The 16691-nt window shown below is 67.0% G+C and carries 18 protein-coding genes; 16 read left to right on the forward strand and 2 right to left on the reverse strand.

Annotation, left to right across the window (positions count from 1 at the left end; genetic code table 11):
* Positions 1-51 precede the first annotated feature (51 nt).
* From glyQ to ACF8ML_RS25125, 6 genes are all read left to right on the forward strand, one after another.
* A complete protein-coding gene (glyQ, locus tag ACF8ML_RS25100; RefSeq protein WP_016446477.1) occupies positions 52-990 on the forward strand; it encodes a glycine--tRNA ligase subunit alpha in 939 nt (312 codons plus the stop codon).
* A gap of 34 nt (positions 991-1024) precedes the next feature.
* Positions 1025-3136 carry a glycine--tRNA ligase subunit beta gene (glyS, locus tag ACF8ML_RS25105; protein ID WP_016446476.1) on the forward strand — a complete coding sequence of 704 codons (2112 nt, stop codon included), beginning with the start codon at positions 1025-1027 and terminating at the stop codon, positions 3134-3136.
* A gap of 181 nt (positions 3137-3317) precedes the next feature.
* Positions 3318-3887 (forward strand): HAD-IIIA family hydrolase, encoded by a 570-nt coding sequence (locus tag ACF8ML_RS25110; protein WP_047326216.1) that lies wholly within the window; start codon positions 3318-3320, stop codon positions 3885-3887.
* Positions 3888-4037: 150 nt separating this feature from the next.
* Positions 4038-4778 (forward strand): 1-acyl-sn-glycerol-3-phosphate acyltransferase, encoded by a 741-nt coding sequence (locus ACF8ML_RS25115; protein ID WP_016446474.1) that lies wholly within the window; start codon positions 4038-4040, stop codon positions 4776-4778.
* A 13-nt stretch (positions 4779-4791) separates the two neighbouring features.
* On the forward strand, positions 4792-5724 hold the full coding sequence (locus tag ACF8ML_RS25120) for a M48 family metallopeptidase (protein ID WP_392408259.1): 933 nt from the start codon (positions 4792-4794) through the stop codon (positions 5722-5724).
* 90 nt (positions 5725-5814) lie between these two features.
* The gene (locus tag ACF8ML_RS25125; RefSeq protein WP_392408260.1) at positions 5815-6255 is read left to right on the forward strand and encodes a rhodanese-like domain-containing protein; all 441 of its coding nucleotides are present in this window, start codon (positions 5815-5817) and stop codon (positions 6253-6255) included.
* Between the two features lie 22 nt (positions 6256-6277).
* On the opposite strand, the gene ACF8ML_RS25130 is transcribed toward ACF8ML_RS25125, so the two are convergent.
* Positions 6278-7213: a LysR family transcriptional regulator gene (locus ACF8ML_RS25130; protein ID WP_012203224.1), complete on the reverse strand. Its 936-nt coding sequence runs from the start codon at positions 7211-7213 to the stop codon at positions 6278-6280.
* A gap of 105 nt (positions 7214-7318) precedes the next feature.
* On the opposite strand from ACF8ML_RS25130, the gene ACF8ML_RS25135 reads away from it, so the two are divergent.
* A complete protein-coding gene (locus ACF8ML_RS25135; RefSeq protein WP_016446471.1) occupies positions 7319-8293 on the forward strand; it encodes a tripartite tricarboxylate transporter substrate binding protein in 975 nt (324 codons plus the stop codon).
* A 1-nt stretch (position 8294) separates the two neighbouring features.
* Complete coding sequence (locus ACF8ML_RS25140; protein WP_016451831.1) at positions 8295-9053, forward strand: maleate isomerase; 759 nt, start codon at positions 8295-8297, stop codon at positions 9051-9053.
* A 168-nt stretch (positions 9054-9221) separates the two neighbouring features.
* On the opposite strand, the gene lysM is transcribed toward ACF8ML_RS25140, so the two are convergent.
* Positions 9222-9692, reverse strand: coding sequence for a peptidoglycan-binding protein LysM (gene lysM / locus ACF8ML_RS25145; RefSeq protein WP_016446469.1), 471 nt, complete (start codon positions 9690-9692; stop codon positions 9222-9224).
* A gap of 185 nt (positions 9693-9877) precedes the next feature.
* Here lysM and ACF8ML_RS25150 point away from each other — a divergent pair, with 185 nt between their 5' ends.
* From ACF8ML_RS25150 to ACF8ML_RS25185, 8 genes are all read left to right on the forward strand, one after another.
* Positions 9878-10690 carry a type III pantothenate kinase gene (locus ACF8ML_RS25150; protein ID WP_016446468.1) on the forward strand — a complete coding sequence of 271 codons (813 nt, stop codon included), beginning with the start codon at positions 9878-9880 and terminating at the stop codon, positions 10688-10690.
* A gap of 199 nt (positions 10691-10889) precedes the next feature.
* Entirely contained in the window at positions 10890-12596 is a 1707-nt protein-coding gene (gene gspE, locus ACF8ML_RS25155; RefSeq protein WP_016446467.1) for a type II secretion system ATPase GspE, read from the forward strand.
* A complete protein-coding gene (locus tag ACF8ML_RS25160) occupies positions 12589-13806 on the forward strand; it encodes a type II secretion system F family protein (protein WP_047469286.1) in 1218 nt (405 codons plus the stop codon). Before gspE ends, ACF8ML_RS25160 begins: the two co-directional genes overlap by 8 nt.
* Positions 13807-13838: 32 nt before the next feature.
* On the forward strand, positions 13839-14279 hold the full coding sequence (gspG, locus tag ACF8ML_RS25165) for a type II secretion system major pseudopilin GspG (protein ID WP_392408261.1): 441 nt from the start codon (positions 13839-13841) through the stop codon (positions 14277-14279).
* A 52-nt stretch (positions 14280-14331) separates the two neighbouring features.
* A complete protein-coding gene (locus ACF8ML_RS25170; RefSeq protein WP_046240069.1) occupies positions 14332-14778 on the forward strand; it encodes a GspH/FimT family pseudopilin in 447 nt (148 codons plus the stop codon).
* The gene (locus ACF8ML_RS25175) at positions 14778-15182 is read left to right on the forward strand and encodes a type II secretion system protein (RefSeq protein WP_392408262.1); all 405 of its coding nucleotides are present in this window, start codon (positions 14778-14780) and stop codon (positions 15180-15182) included. Before ACF8ML_RS25170 ends, ACF8ML_RS25175 begins: the two co-directional genes overlap by 1 nt.
* Entirely contained in the window at positions 15179-15871 is a 693-nt protein-coding gene (locus tag ACF8ML_RS25180) for a prepilin-type N-terminal cleavage/methylation domain-containing protein (RefSeq protein ID WP_392408263.1), read from the forward strand. Before ACF8ML_RS25175 ends, ACF8ML_RS25180 begins: the two co-directional genes overlap by 4 nt.
* Before the next feature lie 47 nt (positions 15872-15918).
* The gene (locus tag ACF8ML_RS25185) at positions 15919-16659 is read left to right on the forward strand and encodes a type II secretion system minor pseudopilin GspK (protein ID WP_392408264.1); all 741 of its coding nucleotides are present in this window, start codon (positions 15919-15921) and stop codon (positions 16657-16659) included.
* The last annotated feature ends 32 nt before the right edge of the window (positions 16660-16691 follow it).

The raw sequence follows: 16691 nt of genomic DNA on the forward strand, positions 1-16691 counted from the left end.
CTCTCATTCACCGGCGCGGCCCCGGCCTGCGTGCGACGCCTGAAACAAGTCATGCTCACTTTCCAACAAATCATCCTCAAGCTGCAGTCCTACTGGGCCGACCAGGGCTGCGCGCTGCTCCAGCCCTATGACATGGAAGTGGGCGCGGGCACCTCGCATACCGCCACCTTCCTGCGCGCCCTGGGTCCCGAGCCCTGGAAGGCCGCCTACGTGCAGCCCAGCCGCCGCCCCAAGGACGGCCGCTACGGCGACAACCCCAACCGCCTGCAGCACTACTACCAGTTCCAGGTCGTGCTCAAGCCCGCGCCCGACAACATCCTGGAGCTGTACCTGGGCTCGCTCGAGGCCCTGGGCTTCGATCTCAAGAAGAACGACATCCGCTTTGTCGAGGACGACTGGGAAAACCCCACGCTGGGCGCCTGGGGCCTGGGCTGGGAAGTCTGGCTCAACGGCATGGAGGTGACCCAGTTCACCTACTTCCAGCAGGTCGGCGGCATCGACTGCAAGCCCGCCACCGGCGAGATCACCTATGGCCTGGAGCGCCTGGCCATGTACCTGCAGGGCGTGGACAACGTCTACAACCTGACCTGGACCGACGGCCTGAGCTACGGCGACGTCTACCACCAGAACGAGGTGGAGCAGTCCACCTACAACTTCGAGCACTCGGACGCCGACTTCCTGTTCACCGCCTTCAGCGCCCACGAAAAGCAGGCCAACCACCTGATCGGCGAACAGCTGGCGCTGCCGGCCTACGAGCAGGTGCTCAAGGCCGCCCACACCTTCAACCTGCTCGATGCGCGCGGCGCCATCAGCGTGACGGAGCGTGCCGCCTACATCGGCCGCATCCGCAACCTGGCCCGCGCCGTGGCCAAGGCCTATATGGACAGCCGTGCGCGCCTGGGCTTCCCCATGGCGCCCAAGGCCCATGCCGACGAAGTGCTGGCCGAGCTGGCCAAGGCCGCCGAACAACAGGGCAAGAAGGCCGCCTGAGGCGGACACCGCTGCACCGAGAGACCACCAGACCATGAACGCATCGAATCTTCTTGTTGAACTTTTTGTCGAAGAGCTGCCCCCGAAGGCGCTGCAAAAGCTGGGCGACGCCTTTGCCGGCGTGCTGTTCGAGCAGCTCAAGGCCCAGGGCCTGCTGGCCTCCAGCGAAGCGCGCCTGACGGCCTATGCCTCGCCGCGCCGCCTGGCCGCCCACATCACCGAAGTGCTGCCCCAGGCCGAGGACAAGGCCGTGTCGCAAAAGCTCATGCCCGTCTCCGTGGGCCTGGACGCCGACGGCAAGCCCACGCCCGCACTGATCAAGAAGCTGGCCGCCCTGGGCGCCGGCGAAGAAGCCGTTGCCAGCCTGACCCGCCAGGGCGAAGGCAAGGCCGAGGCCCTGTTCCACGCCTCCACCGTGCGCGGCGTGATGCTGGCCGACGGCGTGCAAAAGGCGCTGGACGAAGCCATTGCCAGGCTGCCCATCCCCAAGGTCATGCGCTACCAGCTGGCCGACGGCTGGAGCAGCGTCCATTTCGTGCGCCCGGCCCACGGCCTGGTGGTGCTGCACGGCACCGAGGTGCTGATCGGCGTCAAGGCCCTGGGCCTGACGGCCGGCACGGCCACGCATGGCCACCGCTTCGAGGCGGCGGTCGATCCCGTGGTCATCCGCTCCGCCGATGACTACGCCGCGCAACTGCGCGAGGAAGGCGCCGTCATCGCCAGCTTCGCCGAGCGCCGTGCCGAGATCGCGCGCCAGCTGCAGGCCGCTGCCGAGCGCGTGGGCGGCGGTGTCCGTCCCATCGAGGACGAGGCCCTGCTGGACGAAGTCACGGCCCTGGTCGAGCGCCCCAATGTGCTGGTCTGCGAGTTCGAAAAGGAATTCCTCGACGTGCCGCAGGAATGCCTGATCCTCACCATGAAGGCCAACCAGAAGTACTTCCCGCTGCTGGACGCCGCCGGCCGGCTGACCCACCAGTTCCTGGTGGTCAGCAACATCAGCCCCCAGGATGCCAGCGCCGTCATCGGCGGCAACGAACGCGTGGTGCGCCCGCGTCTGGCCGACGCCAAGTTCTTCTTCGACCAGGACCGCAAGAAGACCCTGGCCTCGCGCGTGGACGGGCTGGGCAAGGTGGTCTACCACAACAAGCTCGGCACCCAGGGCGAGCGCGTGGAGCGCGTGCGCTCCATCGCCAAGAGCATTGCCCGCCAGCTGGGCGACACGGGACTGGCCCAGCAGGCCGACCTGGCCGCGCAACTGGCCAAGACCGACCTCGTGACCGACATGGTGGGCGAGTTCCCCGAGCTGCAGGGCACCATGGGTCGCTACTACGCGCTCAACGACGGCCTGGACGTGGCCGTGGCCGATGCCATCGAGGACCACTACAAGCCCCGCTTTGCGGGCGACGAACTGCCGCGCGGCAACGCCGGCGTGGTCGTGGCCCTGGCCGACAAGCTGGAAACCCTGGTCGGCATGTTCGGCATCGGCAACCTGCCCACGGGCGACCGCGACCCCTTCGCGCTGCGCCGCCACGCCCTGGGCGTGATCCGCATGCTGGTCGAGAAGGACCTGGCGCTGGACCTGGAAACCCTGCTGGTCAGCGTGCTGCCCGCCTTCGGCGACAAGATCGAGGACGCCACGCCCCAGCTGGCCGATTTCATCTACGACCGCCTGGCCGGCAACCTGCGCGAGCAGGGTTTCTCGGCCCAGGAAGTGGACTCCGTGCTGGCCCTGCGCCCGCAGCGCCTGTCCGACGTGCAAAAGCGCCTGGAGGCCGTGCGCGCCTTCGGCGAGCTGCCCGAGGCACCGGCCCTGGCCGCCGCCAACAAGCGCGTGGGCAACATCCTCAAGAAGGCCGACCAGGCGGTGCAGGCCCAGGTCAACGCGGCCGTGCTGGCCGAGGTGGCAGAGAAGGACCTGTACGCAGCCCTGCAATCGGTGGCGCCCAAGGCGCAGCAGCAGTTTGCTGCCGGCGACTACACGGCCAGCCTGCAGACCCTGGCCGCGCTGCGCGCCCCGGTCGATGCCTTCTTCGAGCATGTGATGGTCAACGCCGAAGACCCGGCGCTCAAGGCCAACCGCCTGGGCCTGCTGGCCACGTTGCACGAAGCCATGAATCGCGTGGCGGACCTTTCGCGACTGGCGTGAATGGAGCACCCCCTGAGGCGCTTCGCGCCTTCCCCCCGTGGCACGGCGCCTCTCTACTTGCTTCGCAAGGGAGGGGGACGACACACTCGGTGCGGGGCGGCGCGGCCGGCCTAGGCCCTTCCTCGGTGTCCCTCGTCTTGGGACGCGCGCAATTGAGTTCTGACATTCTTGGGACCCGACCATGAAAATTGCGATCCTGGACCGTGACGGAACCCTCAACCAGATCGGTGAAGAGGGGTTCATCGGCTCGGCCGAGGCCTGGAAGGCCCAGCGCGGTGCGCTGGAAGCCGTGGCGCGCCTGAACCGGGCGGGCTGGCATGTGGTGGTCGCCACCAACCAGCCAGGCCTGGGCCGGGGCCTGTTCGACGTGACCGAGCTCAATGCCGTGCACGCGCGCATGCACCGCGAAATGGCGGCGGCAGGCGCGCGCGTCGATGCGGTTTTCTACTGCCCCCATGCCCCGGACGAGGAATGCCATTGCCGCAAGCCCGGCACGGCGCTGTTCGAGCAGATTGCCGAGCGCTTCGGCGTCGAGGGGCAGCAGCTGTGGGTCATAGGTTCCTGCGTGGCCCACCTGCAGGCCGGAGCGGCCATGGGCGCACGCCTGCACCTGGTCTGCACGGGCGCCAGCGCCGGAGTGTCTCTGGACGGCGAACTTCCGCCCGGATTGCCTGCCGGCACCCAGCGCCATGCCAGCCTGGCCGCGCTGGCCGATGCGCTGGTTCCGGCAGATGCCGCACCCGCTCCCTGAACGCCTGAACGCCCGAATGGCGCTTTGCCCATGCGCCGCCGGCCTGCCGTCCTGCGCACAATGCTATCTTTGTGAATTCCGATTCCTGAGGGCGCAAGGCCCGGGCCTGCCGCCCGGCCCCTGCGCCGCTTTCTGCACCACACTGCCGCCATGTCCCTGATCCGCTCCACCCTCCACATGCTCTGGATGGGCATCACCGTGATCCCCTACACCCTGGCCGTGCTGCTCACGCGCTGGCTGGGCGGCGGGCCGCGCCGCGTCTATGCCGTGGCGCGCGCCTGGCTCAAGCTGTCGGTGGACAGCGCCCGCGTGATCATGGGCGTGCGCCACCGCGTGCAGGGCATGGAGAACCTGCCCACCGATCCCAAGCAGGGCGTGGTGCTGCTGGTCAAGCACCAATCCACCTACGAGACCTTCCTCATGCCGGCGATCATGCCGCGCCCGCTGGCCTATGTGTTCAAGAAGGAACTGCTCATGGTGCCCTTCTTCGGCTGGTCCATCGGCAGCATGGACATGATCCATATCGACCGAAAGCACGGCTCGCGCGCATTCCACAAGGTGGTCGAGCAGGGCCGGCGCCTGCTGGCCCAGGGCACCTGGGTCATCATGTTCCCCGAAGGCACGCGCATCCCGCGCGGCGAACGCGGCGAGTACAAGACCGGCGCCACGCGCCTGGCCATCATGACCGGCGTGCCCGTGGTGCCCATTGCCGTCACCTCGGCCAAGTGCTGGCCGCGCAAGGCCTTCATCAAGACCCCGGGCGTGGTCGATGTCTCCATCGGCAAGCCCATCCCTTCCGTGGGCCGCAAGCACGAGGAGCTGATGGTGGAAGTCGAAAACTGGATCGAATCCGAGATGCAGCGCCTCGACCCCGAGGCCTACCGCGCCTGAGGCAGGAGTCGGCATGGCGGACACGGCACAGCGTTCCTGGGACTGGTTGGTGCCGCCCGCCGTGGAAAGACAGGACGGCGGGCTGAGGCCGCGCCGTGAGCGATCCGCTCAACCCGAAGCGCCGCAGGCTTTGCCTGCACCTGCACCTGCACCTGCACCTACCCCGCCCGCCGGCTCCGCGCACAGTTCCTTCGTTCATCCGCAAGCCAACCAGCAGGCGGTTCTCCAGGGGCAGGTGCTGCACTATCGGTTGCAGCGGTCGCGCCGGCGCACCATAGGCTTCACCATCGGCGCGCAGGGGCTGGTGGTCAGCGCGCCCGCATGGGTGAGCATGACGGCCATCGGGCAGGCACTGGATGCGAAGTCGGGCTGGATACTGCGCAAGCTCCAGGAGGCCGGGCAGCGCCAGCGGGCCCAGCAGTCGGCACGCATCCGGTGGGAGCACGGCGGCGAGATCGACTATCTGGGGCGTCCCCTGGCACTGCTTCTCACCGGTGGCGAAGCCCAGCCGCTGCGCACCCGCCAGGTCCACCGCGAACAGGCGGCCGACGGCAGCCAGTCCCTGCACCTGCCCCTGGCGCCAGACGCATCAGCTGCCGAGGTGCGTGCCTGCGTGCAGGCCTGGATGCTGCGCGAGGCCCGCTCCTGGTTCACGGCCAGCCTGCAGCGCCATGCGCCGCTGCTGGGCGTGCAATGGACCAGCCTGCGCCTGACCAGCGCGCGCACGCGCTGGGGCAGCGCCAACACCGCAGGGGCCATCCGCCTGAACTGGCGGCTCATGCAGCACACGCCCGAGGTCATCGACTACGTAGTCGTGCACGAGCTGTCCCACCTGCGCCACATGGACCACAGCCCGCGCTTCTGGGCCACGGTGGCCAGCGTGATGCCGGGCTGGGAGGCGCAGCGCCAGGTGCTGCGCGACAGGCTGCTGCCGCCCTGGGAATAGGCGATCCGGGCACCGGCGAGGCGGCGCCAGTCGGGCTGGACGGTTATTCTTGCCGGGCACACAACCGCGTCCTATCAAGAAAGCCCATCCATGTCCGCAAACGCTCCCGTTCCCGCAGCCATTCCCCTGGCCGTCCAGCCCGCACAGGGCTATGCCGGCGACATTCCTCCCGACCTTGCCTGGCAATGGCTGCAATCCGGTGAAGCCGCGCTGGTGGACGTGCGCACCGATGCCGAGCGCGAGTGGGTGGGCCGCGTACCCGGCGCCGTGGCCGTGGCCTGGAAGCAGTGGCCGTCCATGGCCATGAACCCCGATTTCGACAGCCAGCTGCGCGCCGCCGTGCCTGAGGGCGGCAAGGTGGTCCTGCTGTGCCGCAGCGGCGTGCGCTCGGTGGCCGCTGCCCAGCGCGCAGCGCAACTGGGCATCGAGGCCTACAACATCCTCGAAGGCTTCGAGGGCGATGTGGACGCCAACGGCCAGCGCGGCCATGTCGGCGGCTGGCGCCTGCGCGGCCTGCCCTGGCGCCAGTAAGCCGGCGCCGACCTGGCGTCGCTCAGCGTTGCGGCTGCGCGAACCCCAGCGCCGCCGCCCGGGCGGCCACCATGTCCACCAGGGCCTGGGCCGGTCCTGACAGCGTGGCCTGCGAGCGCATGGCCAGCAGCAGCCGGCGCCGGGTGTTGAGCGCCCCCAGCGGGCGCAGCCGCAGTGCCCGCGCGGCCAGGTGCGGCGCGGTGGCCGCGCGCGGCAGGATGGCCAGGCCCAGGCCCACCGAGACCATGTGGCACATGGCATCGAAGCTGCGCACCTGGATGCGGATCCGCACGGGCCGGTTGATGGATTCGGCCTCGGCCGCAATGCGCCGCATCAGCGAGGTGGAGCGGGCCAGGCTCACGAAGTCGTGGTCCAGCACGGTGGCCAGGGGCACGGGGGAGTCGTCGTCCGTGTCCAGCGCATGGCCGCGCGGCATGACCAGCACCAGCTCGTCCACATCGCAGACCTGGGTGCTCAGCCCTTCCAGGGGCGTGTTCTCCCCGATGATGGCCAGCTCGGCCACGCCGCTGAGCACGGCGCGCACGGACTCCTCGCTCAGCGCGTCTTCCAGGTCCACCGAGACACCCGGGTGGGCCGCCATGAAGTCGGCCAGCAGCCGGGGCAGAAAGCCTGCGAACGCCGAGTTGTTGGCCCACAGGCGCAACTGGCCCGTGGCGCCGCTGCGAAAGTCGTCCATGGCCAGGGCCAGATGTTCCAGCCGGGCCACCACGTCCACGGCATGGTGGTACATGCTCTGGCCGGCGGGCGTGGGCGTGACGCCGCGCTTGCTGCGCACCAGCAGGGTCACGCCGCAGTGCTGCTCCAGCTCGGCCACGCGCTTGCTGGCGGCTGCCAGTGACAGCCCCAGCGTGCGCGAGCCCGCCGTCAGGCTGCCGGCATCGACCACGGCCACATACAGGCGCAGCGTCAGCAGATCGAATCGGTGCAGGTTGATCATTCGCATCCTCCACCAGAGACGAAGGATGGATCAACGAGATACGGCTGTTCGACCGCGAGCAGGCCCGCAAGAATGCGCCGGTACAAAGAGAACATGGAGACAAGCATGAATCGACGCATTGTGCTGCAGGCCGCCGGCCTGGCAGCGGCCGCCCTGCTGGGCGCAGGAACCGTCCAGGCCCAGGCCTTTCCAGCCAAGTCCATCACCCTCGTGGTCCCCAATCCGCCCGGCGGCGTGGTGGACACGGCGGCACGCCTGGCGTCCGATCCGATGTCGCGCCTGCTGGGGCAGTCGGTCGTGGTGGACAACCGGGGCGGGGCCAGCGGCAACATTGCCTACCAGATGGTGGCCAGGGCACCCAAGGACGGCTACACGCTGCTGGCTTCGTATTCGGCCTACCACGTGGGCAATCCGGCGCTGTTTCCCAAGCTGCCCTGGGCCCAGTCCGAGCTGGTGCCCGTGGGACTGATCGTGGCCGCCACCAATGTGATCGCCGTCCATCCTTCGGTGCCGGCGAACAGTCTGCAGGAATTCATTGCCTACCTGCGCAAGAACCCGGGCAAGGTCAACTATGCGTCGCAGGGCAATGGCTCGCTGTCGCACGTGGGCACGGCCGTGTTCGCCCAGGTGACCCAGACCCAGATCACGCATGTGCCCTACAAGGGGTCCGGCCCGGCCATCCAGGACGTGCTGGGCGGCCAGGTGCAGATGTTCATCACCACGCCGCCTTCGGTGCTGGGCCATGTGCAGACGGGCAAGCTCAGGGCCCTGGCCGTGACCAGCAAGACGCGCCATCCCATGCTGCCCGATGTGCCCACCACCGCAGAAGCGGGCCTGCCGGGCTTCGAGCTGGAGGCCTGGGTCGGCCTGTTCGCGCCTGCGGGCACACCGCCCGACGCCATCGCCAGGCTGTCGGACGCGCTCAAGACCTCCCTGGAGTCGCCTGACGTGCAAAAGCGCGCGGCCCTGCAGGGCGTGGAGCCGCGATTCCTCGGCCCGCAGGCGCTGGCCGCCCTGGTCCAGCGCGAGACGGACCACTGGGGCAAGGTCATCAAGGCCAACCACATCACGATGGATTGACATGACAGCCAAAAACCATTTCCGTATCGGGCAGATCGTGCCCAGCTCCAACACCACGATGGAGACCGAGATCCCCGCCATCCTGCGGGCCCGCGAGGCCCTGGCGCCCGAGCGTTTCACCTTTCACTCCAGCCGCATGCGCATGAAGCATGTGACCAAGGAGGAGCTGGCTGCCATGGACGGCGACAGCGACCGCTGCGCGCTGGAACTGTCGGATGCGCGTGTCGATGTGCTCGGCTATGCCTGCCTGGTGGCCATCATGAGCATGGGGCGCGGCTACCACCGTGTCTCCGAGACGCGCCTGCACCAGCGCACCGTGGACAACGGCGGCCCCGCGCCTGTGGTCACCAGCGCCGGCGCCCTGGTCGATGGCCTGCACGCCATCGGCGCGAAGAAGGTGGCGCTGCTGGCGCCCTACATGAAGCCGCTGACGCAGCTGGTCATCGACTACATAGAGAACGAAGGCATCGAAGTGGTGGACAGCATCTCGCTGGAGATTGCCGACAACCTGCAGGTGGGCGCCCAGGATGCGCGCGCACCCATCGAGATCACGCGGCGCCTGAACACGGCCAATGCCGACGCGGTCATCGCCTCGGCCTGCGTGCAGATGCCCTCGCTGGCCTCGGTGCAGCCCATCGAGGACCGCGTGGGCCTGCCGGTACTGTCTTCCTCGGTGGCCACGACGTTCATGATGCTCAAGCGCCTGGGCTTGCCGACAGCCGTTCCGGGATTCGGTGCGCTGTTGAGCGGTAAATACTGAATCTTTCATTGAGAAAGGCCGCTATTGCGGCCTTTCTCGGAGCGGGGTAGGTCTAATTCGCGGCATCCAGAACTGGCATGAGCCAGGTCAGAGACACCGAGCAAGGGCCGCCCCGCCGCGAGGGTGTCGTCCCCCTCAGGGGGAAGCGGCGACGCCGCTCAGGGGGGCTTAGATTGCCGGAATGCGCAGCTTCTGGCCGGGGTAGATCTTGTCGGGGTGGCTCAGCATGGGCTTGTTGGCCTCGAAGATCACCGGGTACTTGTTGGCATCGCCATAGAACTTCTTTGCAATGGCCGACAGCGTGTCGCCGCGCACCACGTCGTGGTACTGGGCTTCGGGCTCGGGGTTGGTCACCGTCATCTGGTTGTCCACGGACTGCACGCTGGAGACGTTGCCGCAGCACAGCGTCACCTTTTCCTTGGCCGCCTGGGTAGGTGCCGTGCCCAGCACCGTGACCTTGCCCTGCGAGCCGTCGAACTGCACCTTCACGTCACTGACGCCCAGGTTCTGCGTGCCGATATAGGTCTCGATGGCCTTGGCCGCCTTGGCATTCAGGTCTTGCGCAGGCTCGGCTGCCTGTGCGGCGCTGCCGCCGAACAGCTTTTCGCCGGCTTCCTTGATGAAACTGAAAAGTCCCATGGGTGACTCCTGTTGGTGGGTGGAAAAACGGAAAGGCCAATGTAACGCCTAACAGTGGCAGCGCGCGCTGCCGGGCAGGAGCGCTCCCGGATTTTTGACATTTGCGCCATTCTTGCGTTCACGTCCTCACTCAGTTGTCGTCCATGGCTGACGCTATCCTCCGGAAAACTCCGATAATCCCGCCCATGACTTTTTTGGCCATAGACATCGGCAACACCCGCTTGAAATGGGCGATGTACGACGCGCATCGGCCTGGCGCTGCCCTGCTGGCGCACGGCGCCGAGTTCCTTGAGCACATCGAGCACCTGGCCGAAGGGCCGTGGAGCGACCTGCCCACGCCCACGCGCATGCTGGGCTGCGTGGTGGCTGGCGACACGGCGCGACGGCGCGTGCACGACCAGATCGACATGATGCTGGGCTGGGATTTCGAGCCGCAGTGGGCCGTGCCCAGCGCAGCCGAGGCCGGCGTCACCAATGGCTACGATTTTCCGTCGCGCCTGGGTGCGGACCGCTGGGTGGCCATGATCGGTGCGCGCCAGCACATCCTGCAGCGCGGCCCCGAGCGGCCCCTGATCGTGGTCATGGTCGGCACGGCCGTCACCGTGGACGCGCTGGACCAGCATGGCCACTTCATGGGCGGGCTGATTCTTCCGGGCCACGGCATCATGCTGCGCGCCCTGGAAAGCGGCACGGCCGGCCTGCATGTGCCCACGGGCGCGGTCACGCCATTTCCCACCAACACCAGCGACGCCCTGACCAGCGGCGGCACCTACGCCATCGCCGGTGCCGTGGAGCGCATGTACCAGCATCTCTACATGCACTGCAGCATGGAGCCTGCCTGCGTCATGGCCGGCGGCGCCGGCTGGAAGATGGTGCCCAGCATGACGCGGCCTTTCGAACTGGTGGACAACCTCATCTTCGAGGGGCTGCTGGTCATGGCCCAGCGCCGTTGGGGTGATGCCAGCGGCCTGCCCGCGGAGGCGGTGAAGGCGGCTTGAAGCCGCCTTGAACCACCTGACAACGCCTGAAACCGCCTGAGGCCACTTTTCATCGTGCAGCGCAGCATCGCGCCGCACGATTGCGCGCGTAACAGTTGATGACGGGAAGGCGGCGCCCCTGGGTGTCGCATGCTATGCCTTTGGCGGGGGATGCGGCGACAGTGGATAATCCGCGGCAATGTCTTCCACCAATCACCTCATGGAACCGATTGCCGCTGTCGAAGCCCCGATCAAGGGGCGGCTGGGCGAACGCCTCCTTTCCGCCGGCAAGCTGAACGAGCGCGATCTGCAAAACGCCCTGCAGGCGCAGCAGGAGTTGGGCGGCTACCTGGGCCAGGTGCTGGTACAGCTGGGTGTGGTGGCGGAAACCGACGTGGCCCAGGCGCTGGCCGAGCAGCTGCAGATGCGCTGGCTGCGTGCGGAAGAGTTTCCCGACCTGCTGCCCGACGTGCCTGGCCTGCTGGCCAGTTTTCTGGATGCGCAGTGCGTCTGCCCCATTTCGCTGCAGGACGGCGTGCTCGAAGTGGCCATGTCCGTGCCGCAGGACCCCTTCATCACCAAGGCGCTGCGCCTGGCCACGGGGCTGCAGATCAAGCCCGTGCTGGCGCTGGAGGCCGACATCCGCAAGGCACTGTCCGAAGCAGGCCAGGAACCCGAAGGGGAAGAAGGCCAGGACTGGGAATCGGACGCCACGGGTGGCGACTTCGTCGAACATCTGAAGGATCTGGCCAGCGAGGCGCCCGTCATCCGCCTGGTCACAGGCATCATTTCCCGCGCCATCGAGCTGCACGCCTCCGACATCCACCTCGAGCCCTTTGAAGCCGGCCTGCAGGTGCGCTACCGCATGGACGGCGTGATCCACGCGGCCGAACTCGTGCCGCCGCGCCTGAGCGCCGCCGTCGGCTCACGCGTCAAGCTGCTGGCCCATCTGGACATTGCCGAGCGCCGCCTGCCGCAGGACGGCCGCATCAAGACCCGCGCCAAGGGCCGCGAACTGGACCTGCGGGTCTCCACCGCGCCCACGGTGCATGGCGAGAGCATCGTCATGCGGGTGCTGGACCGCGCCAGCGTGAGGCTGCGCCTGGAAAGCATGGGCTTCGAGGCGGACACGCTCGAGAAATTCAACACGCTGCTGGCCAAGCCGCACGGCATTGTGCTGGTCACGGGCCCCACGGGCTCGGGCAAGACCACCACGCTGTATGCAGCCCTGTCCAAGATCGACGCGGTTTCCAACAAGATCATCACCGTCGAGGACCCGGTCGAATACCAGCTCGACGGCATCAACCAGATCCAGGTTCATCCCCAGATCGACCTGACCTTCGCCAACGCCCTGCGCTCCATCCTGCGCCAGGACCCGGACATCATCATGATCGGCGAAATGCGTGACGGAGAAACCGCGCAGATCGCCGTGCAGTCCGCCCTGACAGGTCACCTGGTGCTGTCCACGCTGCACACCAACACCGCCGCAGGCGCCGTCACCCGCATGCGCGACATGGGGGTGGAGAGCTACCTGATCACCTCCTCGGTCAACGGCGTGCTGGCCCAGCGGCTGGTGCGCACGCTGTGCTCGCGCTGCAAGCAGCCCGACACACTGCCGACGGCCGCCATCGAGGGCAGCGGCCTCAAGCGCTTTCTGCGCGAGGGCTCGCCCATCTACCGCGCCGTCGGCTGCGAGCACTGCCGCGGCACGGGCTACAAGGGGCGTACCGGCATCCACGAACTCATGGTCATCGACGAGCCGCTGCGCCGCGCCATCATCGAAGGCCAGGATGCCAACGCCCTGCATGCCATGGCCGCCAAGAGCGGCATGCTGAGCCTCTATGACGACGGCCTGCGCAAGGTGGCTTCGGGCGTCACCACGCTCGACGAAGTGCTGCGCGTGACCCAGGACCAGAGCGATGCCTGATTACAGCTGGGAGGCCGTGGACAGCCGCGGTCAGATGGTCAAGGGCACTTTTTCCGCTGCGGCCGTGGCCGAGGTGGTGGTGCACCTGCGCAAGAGCCGCCTGTCGCCCATCAAGGTCGAGGAAGCCGCAAGCCTGGGCAATGTGCCGCTGGCGGCGCGTGCGCTCAAGAAAGGCCGCATCAAGGCCGACGACATCCAGGGCATGACCACCGAACTGGCCATCATGATGCGTGCCGGCCTGTCGCTGGACAATGCGCTCAAGGTCCTGGTGGAGATGAGCCACAAGGTGCAGATGCAGGCCATGCTCCAGTCCGTGCTCGACAGCGTCAAGGCCGGCATGCCGCTGAGCCAGGCGCTGGGCAAGCACCATGACCTGTTCGGCGACTTCTATATCAACATGGTGCGCTCGGGCGAGGCCAGCGGCCAGATGTCGGGCGTGCTCAACCGGCTGGTGGAACACATGGCGCGCCAGCGTGCCCTGCGCGACAGCGTGGTCTCGGCCACCATCTATCCGGCCATCCTGCTGGGCGTGGCCGTGCTGTCCCTGGTGGCCATGCTGGGCTTCGTGGTCCCGCAGTTCGAGCAACTCTTCAACGACATGGGCGACGCGCTGCCCCTTCCCACGCAGTTCGTGATGGGGTTGGGCCATGCGTTTCGCAGCTACGGCTGGGCGGTGTTCATCGTGCTGGGCGCGCTGGGCTGGGCCTTTTCCCGCTGGGTCAAGAGCCCCAAGGGCCGCCAGACCTGGCAATCGTGGCTGCTGGGCCTGCCGGGCCTGGGTGGCGTGGTGCGCAAGTACCAGCTCACATTGTTCAGCCGATCGCTGGGCACGCTGCTGGGCAACGGCGTCACGCTGCTGACCGCACTGCGCATTGCCAGCGACACGGTCTCCAACGTCGCCATCCGCGAGCGCCTGGAAAAAATGGGTCCCATGGTCAAGGAAGGCCATCGCATGGCCCATGCTGCCCAGAAAACCGGAGAATTCGAGCCCCTGGCCCTGAATCTGGTGCGGGTGGGCGAGGAAACCGGCCGCCTGGGCGACATGATGCTGGAGCTGTCCAACATATTGAACCGCGAGGTCGAAAACGCGATCAAACGCCTCCTGACCATGCTGGAGCCGGCGCTGATCCTGGTCCTCGGTATCCTTATCGCCTCCATCATCGTGTCGATCCTGCTCGGAATCCTGTCCGTCAACGATCTGGCCGTCTGATGAATCTGAATTGTCTGAAAGGTATGTAGAAGATGATGCGCATGCAAAAGCAACTGCCCTCCCGCGCCCGCAAGCGTGGCTTCACGCTGATCGAACTGTTGGTCGTGCTGGCCATCCTGACCCTGCTGGCCGGCCTGGTCGGCCCCAAGGTGCTGAACCAGTTGGGCGGAGCCAAGACCAAGACGGCCGGCGTGCAGATTGCCGACATCGAAAAGGCGCTGGAGCTGTACAAGCTCGACGTGGGCCGCTATCCCACCTCGCAGCAGGGCCTGGACGCGCTGGTCAAGCAGCCCGCTGGCGTCGCCGGCTGGGCAGGCCCTTACCTGAAGGGTGGCGTGCCGAATGATCCCTGGAACAATCCTTACCGCTACACCTATCCGGCTGCCAATGGCGACCTCGAGATCCTCTCGCTGGGCTCCGATGGCACACCCGGCGGAGAAGGTGAAGCTTCCGATATCCGCAACACCAAGTAAGTTGCTGGTCTGACGCCTCAGTGCAACGCTGCCTCCGTGCCGGGAATGAGTCTTGAAGCGCGCCCATGGTTTCACGCTGATCGAGTTGCTGGTGGTCTTCGGCATCCTTGCCGCGATCATCGGCATCGTGCCGCCTGCCATGGGCAAGCTGCGCGATGCCGTGGACTATCGGCAGACGGTGCAGGACGTGACGGCCCTGCTGCGCAAGGCGCGCCAGCAGGCCACGTTGCAGGGCATGCCCGTGGCATTCGCTGTCAATACGAATAGCAGGCAGTACGGTATCGCCGGACAGGCCACGGCCAAGCTGCCCGACAGCCTGACGGTGCAACTGACCACGGCAGCCGGCATGGCCCTGCCCGACGGCAGCCAGACCATCGTCTTCCTGCCCGAGGGCGGTGCCACGGGCGGCAGCATTTCGCTCGCCCGCGCGCAAAGCGGCAGCGGCGTGCGTCTGCGTGTGGACTGGCTGTCCGGCCAAGTCACCAAAGAGGCCCTGTAGTGCGTCGGCGCGCTGGAGCCCGCACCCGGGTGCGGGGCATGACCTTGCTGGAGTTGCTGGTGGCGCTGTCCATCATGGCTATCTCGCTGGCGCTCATTTATCGGGCCGTTGGTGGTTCCGCGCGCGGTGTTTCCAAACTGGAGCAGAACCAGGGCGTGGCCCTGCTGGCCGATTCGCTGATGGACGCCTTCCCCATGGTCGATCCTGGTGGCACCCAGGCTTCGGGCCAGGATGGCATCTATGCTTGGCAAGTGACTTCGGCGCCTTTCCCGGTAAGCGACTTGCCTGAGACCGCCGTCCCCCTGCATGCATTGCGAATCACCATCTCTGCCGAAAATCGCAGCTGGGTCTTTGAAACCCTGCGTCCGCAGCGACCATTGCAGCCAGGCGAGGTAACGCGATGAGAGTGTCCGGCGTCAAGCCTTCGGCTTCGGCCAGGCAGCGCGGCTTCACGCTGGTGGAGCTGCTGGTGGTCATGGCTTTGCTGTCCCTGCTCATGCTGGGGCTGGCCTCGGCCATGTCCACGGTCTCTCAGACCCAGGAGCGTGTCGATGCGCGACTGGACCGCATGGACCACCAGCGTGTGTCCATTGCCTTCCTGCGCTCGGTTCTGGGCCAGGTCTCTGCCGTGCGCCGGCAGGCGGGCCTGCGCAAGCAAGGCGAGAGCGAGCTGTTTTTCGAAGGCGGCCCGCAGGGCATGCGCTGGCTGGGCATCATGCCCGCACGCTTTGGCATGGGCGGTCGTACCCACTTCCAGCTTTCCGTCGAAGGCGATGCCCTGGTGCTGCGCTTTGCGCCCTGGCAGGGGCCAGATGTCATGCCCGACTGGGGGCAGAGCCAGTCCTACGTGATCGATCGCGGTGTCACGGGTTTTGCCTTGCGTTACCAGAACGCCAAGCTGGGCGTGGCACATTGGCAGCCGCAATGGGGGCCCGAAAAGGACAACGAAAAGGAACTGCCGTCTGCCGTGCAGATCGAGTTGCAGTCGGCGTCAGGGGCGTGGCCGATGATGGTCGTAGCCATGAACACACCCGCAGGCTCAAACCCCGCTAGTTCGATGCGGGCAACCCTGGGGGGAGGCACGGTCTGGTGAGAGTTCGTTCAATCGAGTCGGTGCGCCAGCCTTGCGCGCAGCGTGGAATGGCCCTGGTGCTGGTGCTCTGGATCGTGGCCGCTCTGGCCATCTTCGCAAGCAGCCTGGGGCGCGTGGTGCGCAGTGAGGCATCGGTCATCGGTGTGACCCGGCAAATGGCTGAGGGCCGAGCGCTTGGGGAAGCCGCCATCTACCAAGTCTTGCAGCGAATTGCCCTCAAACCCATGGAATTTCGCGACTATGCCGTGGTTCCGGTGCCAACGCCAAAAGGGATAATAGAGGTGGCCATCCTTCCATGGAGCGGCCTGGTGAACATCAATGACGCGCCGCCAGCTTTGCTGGCGCTGCTGTTGTCCAAGGCGGCAGGCCTCGGCGGCGGAGCCGCCGAGGCGTTGGCCCAGGCCATTGTGCAGGCGCGCAATGGCGTGGACAGTCGCCAGCCGCTGCGCCCGGCCTGGGATGCGCCTGAAGACCTGCTGCAGGTGCCCGGTATGACCTATGCCATTTTTTCCAGCATACGGGACTTCATCGTGGCGGATTCGGACGGGCGCGGGGTTGTGAATCCCGGAGCTGCGCCGGAAACGCTCAGGCCGTGGCTGGAAGGGGGAGGCGTTGCGTCACAGCAGGGCCTGTCGGGTTCGCGATACTCCCTCATTGCGAAGGTACCGTTCGATGGCCTAGGCGAGGCATGGGTCATGCGTCAGGTGGATGTGACCGGTCCAAGTGGTCCCGGGCGCTTGCCATGGACCGTGCTGTCCGCCTTGCAGACCTGGAAAGGGCGCTTGTAGCGCTTCAAGTGCCAAGAAAGGAAGAATTTCAA

Source organism: Delftia sp. WSY_10, from assembly GCF_043104705.1.
GTDB classification, from domain to species: Bacteria; Pseudomonadota; Gammaproteobacteria; order Burkholderiales; family Burkholderiaceae_C; genus Comamonas; species Comamonas tsuruhatensis.

Bases quoted from the DNA above. Each gene is read 5' to 3' on its own strand.
- glyQ (WP_016446477.1), top strand. From the start codon at position 52: ATGCTCACTTTCCAACAAATCATCCTCAAGCTGCAGTCCTACTGGGCC.
- glyS (WP_016446476.1), top strand. From the start codon at position 1,025: ATGAACGCATCGAATCTTCTTGTTGAACTTTTTGTCGAAGAGCTGCCC.
- ACF8ML_RS25110 (WP_047326216.1), top strand. From the start codon at position 3,318: ATGAAAATTGCGATCCTGGACCGTGACGGAACCCTCAACCAGATCGGT.
- ACF8ML_RS25115 (WP_016446474.1), top strand. From the start codon at position 4,038: ATGTCCCTGATCCGCTCCACCCTCCACATGCTCTGGATGGGCATCACC.
- ACF8ML_RS25120 (WP_392408259.1), top strand. From the start codon at position 4,792: ATGGCGGACACGGCACAGCGTTCCTGGGACTGGTTGGTGCCGCCCGCC.
- ACF8ML_RS25125 (WP_392408260.1), top strand. From the start codon at position 5,815: ATGTCCGCAAACGCTCCCGTTCCCGCAGCCATTCCCCTGGCCGTCCAG.
- ACF8ML_RS25130 (WP_012203224.1), bottom strand. From the start codon at position 7,213: ATGATCAACCTGCACCGATTCGATCTGCTGACGCTGCGCCTGTATGTG.
- ACF8ML_RS25135 (WP_016446471.1), top strand. From the start codon at position 7,319: ATGAATCGACGCATTGTGCTGCAGGCCGCCGGCCTGGCAGCGGCCGCC.
- ACF8ML_RS25140 (WP_016451831.1), top strand. From the start codon at position 8,295: ATGACAGCCAAAAACCATTTCCGTATCGGGCAGATCGTGCCCAGCTCC.
- lysM (WP_016446469.1), bottom strand. From the start codon at position 9,692: ATGGGACTTTTCAGTTTCATCAAGGAAGCCGGCGAAAAGCTGTTCGGC.
- ACF8ML_RS25150 (WP_016446468.1), top strand. From the start codon at position 9,878: ATGACTTTTTTGGCCATAGACATCGGCAACACCCGCTTGAAATGGGCG.
- gspE (WP_016446467.1), top strand. From the start codon at position 10,890: ATGGAACCGATTGCCGCTGTCGAAGCCCCGATCAAGGGGCGGCTGGGC.
- ACF8ML_RS25160 (WP_047469286.1), top strand. From the start codon at position 12,589: ATGCCTGATTACAGCTGGGAGGCCGTGGACAGCCGCGGTCAGATGGTC.
- gspG (WP_392408261.1), top strand. From the start codon at position 13,839: ATGATGCGCATGCAAAAGCAACTGCCCTCCCGCGCCCGCAAGCGTGGC.
- ACF8ML_RS25180 (WP_392408263.1), top strand. From the start codon at position 15,179: ATGAGAGTGTCCGGCGTCAAGCCTTCGGCTTCGGCCAGGCAGCGCGGC.
- ACF8ML_RS25185 (WP_392408264.1), top strand. From the start codon at position 15,919: ATGGCCCTGGTGCTGGTGCTCTGGATCGTGGCCGCTCTGGCCATCTTC.